This window comes from Corynebacterium oculi, from assembly GCF_001412105.1.
In the GTDB taxonomy this organism is placed as follows: Bacteria; Actinomycetota; Actinomycetes; order Mycobacteriales; family Mycobacteriaceae; genus Corynebacterium; species Corynebacterium oculi.
The window spans coordinates 478,147-491,606 of record NZ_LKST01000001.1 but is presented as its reverse complement, the minus strand read 5'-3'; the positions used below and the strand labels follow the sequence as shown (position 1 = coordinate 491,606).

Genomic DNA, 13,460 nt, shown 5'->3' with positions numbered 1-13,460 from the left:
CTAGGCCCCGGCCTGCTCGGTGGGGAGGGTGAGGATCTCGTTGCCGTCCTCGGTGATGAGGATGGTGTGTTCAAACTGCGCGGTGAACTTGCCGTCGCGGTTTTGCACCGTCCAGCCGTCCTCCCAGATGTCATAGTCCAGGCCGCCGATGTTAATCATCGGCTCCACCGTGAGCGTCATGCCGGGCTCTAGCACGTCGCGGTAGGCATCGGAATCGTAGTGGAGCACGATCAGGCCGTTGTGGAACGTGGTTCCCACCCCGTGCCCGGTGAAATCCGTGACCACGTTGTACCCAAAGCGTTTGGCGTAGGACTCGATCACCCGGCCAATCACGTTGATCTCCCGGCCCGGCTTGGCGGCCTTGATGCCGCGCATGGTGGCCTCATAGGTGCGCTCCACCAGCAGGCGGTGTTCCTCGGATACCTCCCCGGCCAAGAACGTGGCGTTGGTGTCCCCGTGCACGCCGTTTTTAAAGGCCGTGACGTCGATATTGACGATGTCCCCGTCCTGGATCACCGTGCTATCGGGAATGCCGTGGCACACGATCTCGTTGAGGGAGACGCAGCAGGACTTGGGAAAGTGCAGGTACCCCAGGGTGGAGGGGTACGCGCCGTGGTCGATCATGTATTCGTGGGCCACGCGGTCGATCTCATCGGTGGTCACCCCCGGCTTCACGGCGGCCCCGGCCACAGCCAGGGCGTTGGCGGCGATGGCGGAGGCCTCGCGCATGGCCTCGATGGTCTCGGGGGTTTGGATAAACGGCTCCCCAATGTTTTCTTGCACCTCGTCCTTCCAGGCGTACTCCGGGCGGGCGATGTGCTCGGGCACGGCGCGGATGGGGGTGGGCTTTCCGGGGGTCAGCTTGGCACGGGTTGCAGACATGCTGCCCATGGTAGCCCCCGGCTAACGCCCCGCTTTGTTTACCCGGGGGTAACCCGCCCGACACGCCGCCGACACATCGCCGCGCTACCCTGCCGCCCATGAACACTCTGAAACGCCGCCAGTTCCTCCGCCTCAGCGCCTTGGGTGCGCTGGCCCTCCACCCCGCCCTGGCCCGGGCCTATGCCAGCGCGCAGGCAGGCTCCGGGTTCACCATCGGCGTCCTGCCGGACACCCAGTTTTATTCCCGCTACGCCACCCCGGACACCGGCAACCTCTACCGCGCCCGCTACGGCGTGGAGCCCTACGCGGAACAGACCCGCTGGCTGAGCCAGCACCAGGAGGAATTAGGCATCGCCTTTGTCACCCACCTGGGCGACATCGTGGATCAGGCCGACGTTGCCCAGGAATGGGAGGTCGCCAGCGCCGCCATGCGCACCCTCGACGAGGCCGCGCTGCCCTATTCCGTGCTGCCGGGCAACCACGACCTCTCCGAGCAGCGCCCCACTCCCTTCGCCGCACACTTCCCGGCGTCGAGAAGCACCTGCCGGGGACGCTACGAGGCACCCAACAACGAATGCGAGTACCACCTCTTCCGCGCCGCCGAGCAGGACTTCCTGGTGCTCGCCCTGGCCTGGCGCGCTAACGACGCCGCCCTCGCCTGGGCGCAGGGGGTGCTCGACGCCCACCCCGGCGTGCCCACCATTCTCACCTCGCACGAGATCACGGGGATCGACCCGCAGGGCGAGGTCTTTCTCACCGAGGAATACGGCGAGCACCTGTGGGAACGGCTCATCGCGTCCAACGATCAGATCTTCCTCACCCTGGCCGGGCACCACCACGGCGCGGGATACACGCTGCGCCGCAACGCCCACGGCCACGAGGTTATCCACGTCTTGCAGGACTACCAGATGGCCTACCAGGGCGGCAACGGCCTGCTGGGGCTGCTGCACTTCGACCTCGCCGCCGCTACCTTGACCATGACGGCGCTCTCCCCCTGGGTGGCCACCAAGCCCTCCGCTACCCTCAACCAGTTTGACGCGGTACTCCTGGACGAACCCGACTCCTGGACGCTGCCGCTGCGGCTCCCCCGGCGCGCCGGCACCGCCCCGGATTACACCGGCCGCGCCCTCACCCTCATCACCGCCGGGTACACCGCCCCGGTGATTGATCCCGGCCAGCTCCCCCGCTCCGCCGAGGACTATCCGCGCGTCCCCGCCGCCGCACACTGGCGGCCCGGTGCGTCCACCCCGGGCACGCTTATCGACGTCTCCGGCAACAACAATCACGCCACCGCCGCCGACCCCGGTGGGCTGCGCGTGATTCCCGAGTCTCACCCACTCTCCGCCGACGGAGCGGCCCTGTACTGGGCACAGCCCCACCGCAGCTGGCTGCGCACCGCGCCCGACGCCCCGCTCAACTCCCTGACCTTCGAGGAGGGCTACACCCTAGAGACCTTCCTTTACCTCGATCCCGCCTTTGGTGAGGAAAACTTCTGGATGGGCCTGCTGGGCCGCCTGGGCGAACGCGGCGGAGAGGAACCAGAGGAACCCCCGGCGCTGCTGGCCATCTCCTCGCTGCGCGAGGTGCAGTGGTCCGCCGTGGCCACGCGCGGAAACACCACCGGCTCCTCGAACTGGTCCCACGAGGTTCCCCTGGGCAGGTGGCTGCACGTGGCCGTGGTCAACGATCCCACCCGCGACACCGTGGAGATGTTCGTGGATCACGCCCCCATTCTGCGCGACGTCCTCGGGGCCAACGGGTTAGCCACCGCCCACCAACCCTGGTTGATCGGGGCCTCCATCTGGGCTGGGAAGCCCGATACCCCCTGGGTGGGCGGCATGGGCGAGACCCGCCTGGTGGCCAGGCCGCTGGGGCGGGAACAGTGGTTGACGGCGCGGGGCTAGTCTTTCCCTTTCTTTCCCCTCACCTCGCCTGTGGGTGACGGGTGGGAGCCACACCCGTCACGCAGTGGCGAGGAAAGGTGCGCGCTTATCGCTCGGTGCCTCCCGAGGATCACACCCGTCACGCAGTGGCGGGGAAAAATCGCCATCCGGGCCGGGAACCGGCCTGACCCTTAAGACAGCGCCGCCACCGGCGCGGCGATCGCCGCGCACACCACCACGGCCAGGGCCAGACCCCCGCCCGTGCGCTTCCAGCCATGCTGCACCAGGTCATTGGCCACGATCGCCGGGAGGATGCAGAACACGATATTCTCCGCCCCGCCCACGCGGTGCCCCGTGAGCGCCACCACCAGGGCCTCCAAAGCAATCACGGTGAGAATGGAGAGCGCGCACAGAACGATGAAGCGATCCTTGCCAAAGAGCGGCACCCGACGCGCATACAGGCTATAGATCGCCCAGACCACCACGGCGGAGGCCGCCAGCACGGCGATGTAGCGGGGGTGAATGGAGCTGGCCACCAGCAATCCGGCGGTGATGTAACCGCCGGTGCGCAGCTTGAGGTTTTTAAGGAAGCCGTCTTGGATAAGGATGGCGCACAGCACGGAGGCCGCCGCGATGCCAAAGAACTTGGGTTCGGAGCGCGCGATCTGCTCGAAGAGCGCGCTGGAGAAAGAAAGCGGCAGCACCACGCTGGTGAGCCAGGTGATGGCCAGGCCGATGAGCCCGGCCAGCGGCACCATCCAGGCCAGGGGGATCAGGGTGCGGCGCGGCCCCTGCTTGACCAGGGAGTTGCACAGCATACCGGGCACGATCACGCCGATGAGCGCGAACTCCATGCCGTGTACCTGGGCACCAAAGAGGTATTCGCTGCCGATCACCCACAGCGCCCCGCAGAGCACGCCCACGAAGAGGCCGATGGCGAAGATTTGGCGGGGGCGCGGCAGCCAGACCTTGAGGATCACGTACTTGATGAGCAACCAGGCCACCACGGATACCGCCACCGTGAAGATCACGTTCCACGGCATGTACAGGGAGGCCGCCAGGTAGCCCACGGTGAGCGAGCCGCCCACGGAGATCTGCCGGGAGCGGAAGTAGAGGTAGCTCACCACCAGGCCCACCAGGAAGGTGATGTGGATGAGGTCTACCAGGAAATAATAGGAGCCAAAGTCCACGCTGGTCACTGGGCTGCGGCCTCGCTTTCGGTCTCCGCGGCGGGCATGGGCGTGCGGTTGGTGGTGCGATCCACGACGTCGGAAATGTAGCGGCGCATGGCGGTGACGTGATCGGTGTGGATATTGACCATGCCGAAGATGGCCACGTCCTGCCCCTCGAAGCCGCGGCGGGCTCGGGCCACTAGTTCCTTGCCGTCCTCGGTTTCGTTTTCCACCTCGCAGTCGGCGGTGGTGATGATCCCGTCCTCGGGGAATCCCTGGTCAATCAGGCGTTGGCGCACCACTTCTTGCAGGTCTCCGTAGAGCACCACGCGGTCGATCTCCGCACGCAGGTCGGTGGATACCAGGTCGATGAACATGGCGGCGCGGTCGGTTCGGTCGGCACGGTTGTTGAGGGCCACCACGCGGCGGCAGGAGTCCGGGAGGAAGGTCTCGGAGACGCTGTCAAAGACGCGCACGGTGGATTCCCAGTCGTTCACCGCAAACATGGGCACCCAGAACATGGAGTCGTGTCCGTCGGGGATCTTGGTCACGGAGGTGGTGCCGGGGTCGGGTGCGGCCTTGAGCATTCCGCGCACGGCGGTGTGCGTGTCAATGCCCAGTTCCTCGGCCACGGCCAGGGCCACCGCGATGTTTTCCTCGAACTGCTGGTAGCTAAAGCGCGGCACCAGGTCGCGGGAGAGTTCGGTTTCCTCCGCCACCACCAGGCGGCTGCCGCGCTCCTGGGCGTGATGGCGAATGATCTCCACCAGTTTGGGGGAACGCTCCCCGGTAATCACCACCCCGTTCTCCGGCACGGTGTTGCACAGTGAGGCCGCGATCTCCTCCAAGGTATCGCCCATGTCCTCCTGGTGATCCAGGCGCACGTTGGTAATCACCGTGATGGGCGAGCGCAGGATGGTATCCTGGCAGATGCGCTGGTATTTGGGTTTGACCGCCATGCACTCCACCACCAGGGCGTCTATTTCCGGGGTGATCCATTCCTTGACAAAGCGGTACTGCTCGTTGATGTTGGCGGGGCCGGTGCGCCGGATGGGGTGTTCCTCGGCGTGGCCGTCGATCACGCAGGCGTAGGTTCCCGTGGTCTTGGCGATGGTGTTGTGCCCGGCCTCGCGCAGCACGCCGCCGATCATGCGGGTGAGCGTGGATTTTCCACGGATTCCGTTGACGTGGACGTGGTGGCGCAGGCCGTCGAGCCGGGCGCGGTGCTCGCGCTCGTGGCGGTGGAAGTAGGTCATGGACGCCCCGGCGAGCGCGCCGGACATCGCGAGGAAAGCAAGCATGTATCCGTGATTCCTGATTCTTAGTTAAGAGGAGTAAAAGATCGTGCTGTGTTTATCCGCCAGCCACGGCACCGCCGCGTCGTGAGTCTGCACCGCCTTCCCATCCGTCGGGGGTGCTGCGCACGATGCCGGCACCGCTATCGGCCTCCCCCACCGTGAGGGGTTGGCCCCACTCGCGCAGCAGCCTTTGCAGCGAACCCTGGTGGGAGAGGGTTTCCTCCCCGTACATGGTTTCCGCGTAGGCCCCGTTGCGGTTATCGGCCCCGAAGTTGGGCATGGCGATCGCCTCGGCGGGGCTGAGTCCCCATTGGGTCATGGCCACGAGGTTCTTGAGGTTGTAGGAGGGGATCTTGCGCCCTCCGGGAGAGCCCAGCCCCAGCACGGTGTCCCCCGAGCGCGCAATCAGCGGGGCCATCATGGTTCTGGGGGTAGAGGCGTTACGACGCCCATTCGGCCCCTCCGGGGTGGCATCGGCAGAGAAGTTATCCAGGGAATTGTTGAGGAAGAAGCCCTGCGCCATCAACCCACTGCCGAAGTTGCGTTGCAGCGTGGTGGTCATGGCGGCCACGTTGCCTTGCCCATCGGCCACGGTGATCTGCGCGGTTCCCTCCTCCTGAGAGTCCTCGTAGCCGTGGTGGCTAAAGCCCTCAAGGTCTGCGGGCTGGGGATCGTCCACGCTGTTTTTCTGCGTGATCTCCCCGGCCTTGGCGCGCAGGTAGTCCTCGTTGGTCACCACCTGTTCCAGGTAAGCCCGGGCGCGCTGGGGGTCAAAGTTCGGATCGTCCATCCAGGTGTTGGCGTCCGTGAAGGCCAGGCGCTCGGCCTCCGTCATCATGTGCGCCGCCGTGGCCCGGGCCACCTGGGTATCCTCCTCGGAATAGGGGTCTAGCCTGCCCAGATCGAGGTGACGCATGATGCCCAGGGCCTGGGCCACCACCATCATGCCGGTGGCGGTGGAGGGGTTGCCGCACACGCTGGACTCAGCAAAGTCCGTGCACAGGGCCTCCCGTGATTCCACGGGGGCGGATGCCTCCCGCTGCCACTCGGCCAGCAGGGAGTCCACGTATTCCTCCCCCGCCGCCTGGTCCAACAGCTCGGCGCGCATGTTCGCCACCATTTCCTCGCTCAATCCGCCCTCGCGCGCCCATTCCCGCAGAAATTCCGCGTAGGGCTTATTGTGCAGTTCGTCCCCCTCGGCGGGGCGGTCCCCGCTGGCGTTGCGCAACACCGCCCCCGGCTTGGAGAGCCTAAAGGGGCGCTGGTTTCCCTCCATCGCCCCCGCCAGGCGCGCGCTGGCGCTAAAACCCCGGGTTCCCAGCTGGTAGGCGGGATCAACCAGGTCGCTCAGCGGCATGGTGGCGTGATCCTCGTGGAGCTGGCGCAGCAGGCGCAGGGTCTGGGGCACGCCGATGCTGCGCACCTCCTCGTCCACCCCGTCCGTCACCGCGTCATCGTTATTCAGGCTGTGCACCACCGCGTCGTAGGCGCGGGTCTGTCCCGTGGCGGCGTCGTGGTAGAGCGCGATCGCCCCGCCGCCGGGCCCCGAGGACTGTGGTTCCACCAGCCCCAGCACCGCCTGGGCGGCGATGAGGGCATCGGCCGCGCTGCCGCCCTCGGCCAGCACGTCGCAGGCGGCGCGGGTGGCATCGGGGTGCGTGGTGGCCGCCATGTATTCGGGGGCCTGGGCGACGGTGTCGGCGCCGGTGACCTCGCACTGAGAATGCTGCGCGATGGCGGCCTGGTGATTCCCCGTGGAGCACGCGCTCACCCCCGCGCCGAGCAGGACGGTACTCAGTGCGAGCGCGAGGATTCCCCGCCCGCTGTGGCGCACAACCATCTCTTCCTTTTCCCGTTGGCAACGATGAAGGCGCGGCATGACACCGCGCTGACAGTTACCCGAAGATAGCAACGCTCAGCAGGTCTGACAACCCTCATTATGAGGTTATCCTGGGCTTTCTCCCCAGGAATCCCGATAAAACTCAGGAAACCAGGTACTAAAGTAGATTCTCCTCGGCCTCCGGGTTCTTATACTTGTCCAGCGTGGTCAAGAAGTGATCGGTGATCTGCACCGATACCTCGGAACCGCCACCGAGAACCACAAGTGTGGCGAAGGCAATATCGTCGCGGTATCCGGCGAACCAGGCATGGGAGCCCTCGTTGATTTCCGCCTCACCCGTCTTGCCGTAAATCTCTCCCTCGGACTTCATGCCCCGCGCGGTGCCCTGGGTAACCACGCTGCGCATGGAGCGGCGCAGGTTATCTATCGCCTCCGGGGCTGGTGGGGCCACCTTCTCGCTCACGGTGGTCTCATGGCCGGTAATCAGCGTGGGCGTGGGCGTGTGCCCGGCGGCGGCGGTGGCGGCGCTCAACGCCAGGCCAAAGGGGCTGGCCAGATCCAAGCCCTGGCCGTACCCGGCCTCCGTGCGATCCAGCGCGCTCTCCCCCTCCGGCACGGAACCCGTGATGGTATCCAGGCCGGGAATCTCATAGTCCAGGCCCACGCCAAACTGCTTGGCGGTCTCCTTGAGCTGGCCGGGTTCCAGCTTCGTGGAAATATCGGCAAAACTCGTGTTGCAGGACTGCGCAAAGGCCTGCTCCAGGGGCACGTTGCCCAGGGAGAACTGGTTGTAGTTGGTCACCGTGCGGCCATAAATATCCATCGTTCCGGGGCAGGGCACAATGGAATCCGCGCTGAGCCCCTGGTTCTCGAACCCCGCGGTGGCGGTAATCATCTTGAATACGGATCCGGGGGGATACTGCCCGCTAAGCGCAATATCGCCATCCTTGTCCGCCTCTGCCGTCTGCGCCACCGCCAGGATCTCCCCGCTTGAGGACCTAATGGCCACCAGCATCGCCTTATCCCCCGCGCGGGTGTTCACGGCCTCCTCGGCGGCGCGCTGCACGTCATAGTCGATGCTCACTCCCACCGCCGGGGCCACCGTGGCGGCGTGATACTCCACGTCGTCAAGGGAGGAGCCTTGCTCATTGACCACCGCCACGCGCCACCCCGCCGCGCCGTCGAGGTCATCCTCCACGATGGTGCGCACCCTCGACATGATATCGGGGGCGAAGTCCGGCTTGGGCGTGACCATCGCGGCCTCCGGGTTCAGGCGCACCGCCGGGTCGCCGGAGAGGGCCTCGGTGACCTGCTGGGTCACGGCGTCGGGAAGCGTGGTCACGGAGTACTCCCCCCGCGCGCTGCGCAGCGTCCCCTCCAGCGCGGAGGCCTCCACGGTGCGCACCGTGGGATCGGCCTCCTTGGCCTTCTTCAACGCGGCCTCGATGGTGCGGGCGGTGCGCCCGGGATCACTGAGTTCCTCGGTATTGACCAGCAGGCGCTGCATCACCCCCGGGCTCAGCAGCGCTACTCCATCGGAGCTGACCACGCTGGCGCGCTCGGCGGGCACCGGGCGCAGTTCCAGGTGTTGATGCGCTCCGAGGGTGGGGTGCATGATGGTGGGCTGCCAGCGCACCGACCACTCCCCCTCCGCCGTCTCCTTGCGGGTGAGCAGCATGGAGGACTCGTAACTCAGCGTGCGTTCCCGGGGGAGTTGCCACTCCATGCGGTACCGGGCGGTGGCGGACTGCTCCTTGAGGTCTATCCCCTCCACCGTGGCGCTCAACCCCTCCGCCTGAAGCCCCTCCACGCTGGCCTGGATCAGCGGCAACGCGGACGTAGGATCGTCCACGTACCCTCCCACCGCATCCCAATCCCGCGCGGCGATCGCGTTAAGGAAGTCCTGGGCCACCGGCCGCGCGTCCGCCGGCTTGGGCGTGCAGGCCACGAGGCTTATCGACGCCGTGACCAGCGCCAAGAGCAAAGCGGGCAACCTTTTCATAGCGCCCAAGACTAGCAGTGCGCGCCCGGCCTCCTACTGAGTGACGCGCACCTTAGAACCCACCCCCGCGGCCTGGGCGGCGGCCAATTCCTCTGGATCCATCCCCTCCATGATCCGCATGGCCTCCTCGATCAGCGTTTCCACGATCTGAGATTCCGGCACGGTCTTAATCACCTCACCCTTGACAAAGATCTGCCCCTTGCCATTGCCCGAGGCCACGCCGAGGTCGGCGTCGCGCGCCTCGCCGGGGCCGTTGACCACGCAGCCCATCACCGCCACGCGCAGCGGCGCATCCATGCCCTCCAGCGCGGCGGTGACCTCCTCCGCCAGGGTGTACACGTCCACCTGGGCGCGCCCGCACGAGGGGCAGGACACGATCTCCAGGCCCCGGGGGCGCAGGTTGAGCGACTGCAAGATCTGATCGCCCACCTTCACCTCCTCCTTGGGGTCGGCGGACAGCGAGACGCGAATGGTATCCCCGATCCCCGAACCCAGCAGCCAGCCAAAGGCCACGGAGGACTTGATGGTGCCCTGGAACGCCGGCCCGGCCTCCGTCACACCCAGGTGCAGCGGGTAATCCGTCTTGGCCGCCAGTTGGCGATACGCCTCCACCATCACCACGGGATCGTTGTGCTTCACGGAGATGGCGATGTCCCCGTAGCCGTACTCCTCGAAGAGGCTGGCCTCCCAGATCGCGGACTCCACCAGGGCCTCCGGGGTGGCCTTGCCGTACTTTTCCAGCATGCGCTTATCCAGGGAACCCGCGTTCACCCCGATGCGGATGGGAATGCCCGCGTCCCCGGCGGCCTTGGCCACCTCCTTGACGCGGCCGTCAAACTCGCGGATATTGCCGGGGTTCACGCGCACGGCGGCGCAACCGGCGTCGATGGCCGCAAAGATATATTTGGGCTGGAAGTGAATATCCGCGATCACCGGGATCGGGGACTTCTTGGCGATGGCCGGCAGGGCCTCGGCATCCACGGTCTTGGGGCAGGCCACGCGCACGATGTCACAGCCGGAGGCGGTGAGCTGCGCGATCTGCTGCAAGGTGGCATTGACGTCATGGGTCTTGGTGGTGGTCATCGACTGCACCGAGATCGGATAGTCCGATCCCACGCCCACCGATCCCACCATGAGCTGGCGCGTCTTGCGGCGCGGCGCCAGGGTGGCCGGCGGGGCTTCAGGCATACCTAGTCCGACGGGAATGGACAAGTTCTCATACTCCTTGCAAGGCAGTGCCGCGCCGCACCATCACGGCCCGCGCGCACCGCCCTCGAATCAACACTCTCAGGCTCTCTGCCAACACCACGAGCATACACGGGCCACCACTAGGGGAAGAGCCGCACCGGATTGACCACATCGGCCACCACGAACACCAACCCCAGGGTCAGCAGCGCCGCCCCCATCGCGTAGGTCAGCGGCATCAGCTGGGTGTAATCCGCCGGGCCGGCCGGTGCCAACCCACGCAGCCCGCGCACCGCGTCCCGCGCCTTTTCATAGAGCACCACCGCCACGTGGCCGCCGTCGAAAGGCGGCAGCGGGATCAGATTAAACACCGCCAGGAAGAAGTTGAGGCTAGCCAGCAGCATCCAGAACATGCCCCAATACGAGCGCTCCACGAGCTCCCCGCCCGCGCGCGAGGCCCCCACCACGCTCATGGGGCTATCCGCCGCGCGCTCCGCCCCAAAGATGGAGGCCGCCACCCCCGGGATCTTGGCCGGGAGCTGGCCCAGGGCCTGCACGGTGGACACCATCAGATCCTTGGCGTAGGAAAACGCCACCCCCACGGCCTCCACCGGGCCGAAGGTGGCGATGGCGTTATCCACCGGGGCCGAGGCCACCCCGATCATGCCCTGGCCCTGCTCCCCGGTGGCCGCCACCACCTCCACCTGGCTGCGCTGCCCCTCCCGCTCGATGGTCAGCGTCAGGGTGTCGCCGGGGCGCTGGCGAATGTCCTCGGCCAGTTGCCAAAAGTTCTGCGTGGCCTGCCCGTCAAGTTCCACGATCCTATCGCCGGGGCGTAGGCCCGCCTCCTGTGCCGGGCCCGCATGCACCTCCGCCACGGTGGGGGTGAAATCCGCCTTGGGATTGGGCAAACCGGAGGTCATGGCCACGCCGTAGAGAATGAGCATGCCCACGATGAGATTCATGGTGATCCCGCCGAGCAACACCGCGATGCGCTTCCACCACGCCTTCTTGTACATGGCGTGGGGTTCCTCCTCGGGGGTGAGGGCGGGGTCCTGTGCCGTCATGCCAGCAATATCGCAAAACCCGCCGAAGGGCAGGGCCTTGAGGCCGTACTCCGTATTACCGCGACGGAAGGAAAAGACCTTGGGCCCAAATCCGATGAAGTACCGCCGCACCCTCATTCCGCAGGCGCGGGCCACCGCGAGGTGCCCCCATTCGCGCAGGGCGATGGTCACCGCGATGCCCAGGGCAAAAAGCGCCACCCCCATGAGGTTTGCCGCCATAGATCCGCTCTCCTCTCCTACCTGTTGCCTACCCCTCAGCGCGCCAGGGTAGCCACGATCTCCCGCGCGCGACGCCGCGCCTGTTCCTCCACGCCCAGCACGTCCTCCACCGTGGCGGGGTGGATAGCCCACCCCCCGGCCTGGGCCAGCACCCGCTCCACCACGTCCACGATCTGCGGGAAACGAATCCCGCCCTTGAGAAACGCGGCCGCCGCCTCCTCGTTGGCGGCGTTATAGATGGCCGGGTGGCTGCCGCCCTGGGTCACCGCCGCGCGAGCCAATTCCACGGCGGGGAAGGCCTGGTGATCCACCGGCTCGAAATCCCAGGAAAACGCCCGGCCAAAGTCCAGCGCGGCCTCGGCCCCGGGCACCCGATCCGGCCACCCCAATGCAAGGGCGATGGGTAACTTCATCGACGGCGGCGAGGCCTGGGCTATGGTGGCGCCATCGCGGAACGTCACCATCGAATGCACGATGGACTGTGGGTGCACGGTGACGTCGATGTCGCCGGGAGCCACGCCAAAAAGTAAGGCGGCCTCGATGAGTTCCAGGCCCTTGTTCACCAAGGTGGCGGAGTTAAGGGTGTTCATCTGCCCCATCGACCACGTGGGGTGCGCGGCCGCCTGCTGCGGAGTGACCTCCCACATCTCCTCGCGGCTGCGCCCGCGAAACGGCCCGCCCGAGGCCGTGAGCACCAGCCTCGCCACCTCCCCGCGCGCTCCGGAGCGCAGGCACTGCGCCATCGCGGAGTGCTCTGAGTCCACGGGAACCAACTGCCCTGGTGCGGCGCTGCCGAGCACCACCTCCCCACCGGCCACGAGTGATTCCTTATTCGCCAGCGCCAGACGCACCCCGGCGCGCAGGCTCGCCATCGTGGCTGGTAACCCCATCGAACCCACCAGGGCGTTGAGCACCACGTCCATGCCGCGAGCGGCGTCGAGAGCCTGCACGAGGTCGCGCGCGGCGTCGGGGCCGTCAAACACCGTGGCGCCCAGGGCCTCGGAGACCTCGCGTGCGGCCTCCGGGCGGGCCACCGCCACCCTCTCCGCGGGCAGGCCCAGCCGCCGCGCCTGGGTGATGATCTGCGCCGCCGAGGAACCCCCGGCGGCGATCCCCGCGACCTCGAAGAGATGGGGGTTTTCCGCAATGACCTCCAGGGCCTGCGTGCCGATGGACCCCGTGGAACCGAGAATAAGAATGCGCTGTGCCACGAACACCATTGTTCACCATCGACGGGACACGGCGGCACTGCGGCCTCTCCTTCCGGCCTCCCCGACCCACGCCCCAGGGGCAACCGAAAGGTGGATATGTGGGCGCCACCAGGCCAGAGGCGCGGCGATAAGTTCTCCCCGCCCCCACCCCTGTGGCACAATATGAGGCAGTGCGCAAGCGCCGTTCGAGCCGTTCAAACCATTCGAGCGCCAATGGGGCGTTGCGCAAGCGTGAAGCCCGCAGCATGTACTTAAAGGAGAGATACCGTGGCTGGTTCCCACCACATCGAGCCTGAGATTCACAATGGCGTGTCCACCCTGGACGAGCCCTCGGCCGCCTGGGGCTGGCATGACATCGGCTTCCGCGTCACCCAGCTCGCCGGCTGGGTCTCCGTGATCTTCCTGCTGGGCTACAACTTTGGTAACCACAAGGGCCACGTGGAGACCATCTGGCTGTTCACCCTCGCCGCGCTCATCGCGGTGGGCCTGCTCTTCCACGCCTTCCGCCCCAAGCTCAGCCAGGTGCGCACGCTGAGTTCCCACAACAAGCCGGTGGGCCACAAGGAGCCGGAATGGGCGTACCTCCAGGCCACGCTCCAGGGCCCCTATGCCGAGCTGAGCGATAGTGAGCTCCGCGCCCTCAACATCGAGCCCTCCCGAGTGGAGCACCTGCCCGCGATCCCGCAAAACTAGTACTATTT

At 66.7% G+C, this 13,460-nt stretch carries 10 protein-coding genes; 2 read left to right on the top strand and 8 right to left on the bottom strand.

The window, feature by feature from the left end:
• Positions 1-891 (bottom strand): type I methionyl aminopeptidase, encoded by an 891-nt coding sequence (gene map, locus Cocul_RS02315; RefSeq protein WP_055121694.1) that lies wholly within the window; start codon positions 889-891, stop codon positions 1-3.
• Between the two features lie 89 nt (positions 892-980).
• On the opposite strand from map, the gene Cocul_RS02310 reads away from it, so the two are divergent.
• On the top strand, positions 981-2,786 hold the full coding sequence (locus tag Cocul_RS02310; protein WP_055121693.1) for a metallophosphoesterase: 1,806 nt from the start codon (positions 981-983) through the stop codon (positions 2,784-2,786).
• A gap of 170 nt (positions 2,787-2,956) precedes the next feature.
• On the opposite strand, the gene Cocul_RS02305 is transcribed toward Cocul_RS02310, so the two are convergent.
• The 7 genes from Cocul_RS02305 to dxr form a co-directional block, all read right to left on the bottom strand.
• Entirely contained in the window at positions 2,957-3,964 is a 1,008-nt protein-coding gene (locus Cocul_RS02305; protein ID WP_055121692.1) for a poly-gamma-glutamate biosynthesis protein PgsC/CapC, read from the bottom strand.
• Positions 3,961-5,238 carry a poly-gamma-glutamate synthase PgsB gene (gene pgsB, locus Cocul_RS02300; protein ID WP_055121691.1) on the bottom strand — a complete coding sequence of 426 codons (1,278 nt, stop codon included), beginning with the start codon at positions 5,236-5,238 and terminating at the stop codon, positions 3,961-3,963. Before pgsB ends, Cocul_RS02305 begins: the two co-directional genes overlap by 4 nt.
• 52 nt (positions 5,239-5,290) lie before the next feature.
• Complete coding sequence (locus Cocul_RS02295; RefSeq protein ID WP_055121690.1) at positions 5,291-7,075, bottom strand: gamma-glutamyltransferase; 1,785 nt, start codon at positions 7,073-7,075, stop codon at positions 5,291-5,293.
• Between the two features lie 157 nt (positions 7,076-7,232).
• Positions 7,233-9,077, bottom strand: a complete 1,845-nt coding sequence (locus tag Cocul_RS02290) for a penicillin-binding transpeptidase domain-containing protein (RefSeq protein ID WP_055121689.1) — start codon at positions 9,075-9,077, stop codon at positions 7,233-7,235.
• A 33-nt stretch (positions 9,078-9,110) separates the two neighbouring features.
• Complete coding sequence (gene ispG / locus Cocul_RS02285; protein ID WP_211257092.1) at positions 9,111-10,265, bottom strand: flavodoxin-dependent (E)-4-hydroxy-3-methylbut-2-enyl-diphosphate synthase; 1,155 nt, start codon at positions 10,263-10,265, stop codon at positions 9,111-9,113.
• A 140-nt stretch (positions 10,266-10,405) separates the two neighbouring features.
• Entirely contained in the window at positions 10,406-11,548 is a 1,143-nt protein-coding gene (locus Cocul_RS02280; protein ID WP_055121687.1) for a M50 family metallopeptidase, read from the bottom strand.
• Between the two features lie 35 nt (positions 11,549-11,583).
• Positions 11,584-12,768, bottom strand: coding sequence for a 1-deoxy-D-xylulose-5-phosphate reductoisomerase (gene dxr, locus Cocul_RS02275; RefSeq protein ID WP_055121686.1), 1,185 nt, complete (start codon positions 12,766-12,768; stop codon positions 11,584-11,586).
• 258 nt (positions 12,769-13,026) lie between these two features.
• Between dxr and Cocul_RS02270 the strand changes: the two genes are divergently transcribed.
• Complete coding sequence (locus Cocul_RS02270) at positions 13,027-13,452, top strand: DUF2631 domain-containing protein (protein WP_055121685.1); 426 nt, start codon at positions 13,027-13,029, stop codon at positions 13,450-13,452.
• Positions 13,453-13,460 lie beyond the last annotated feature (8 nt).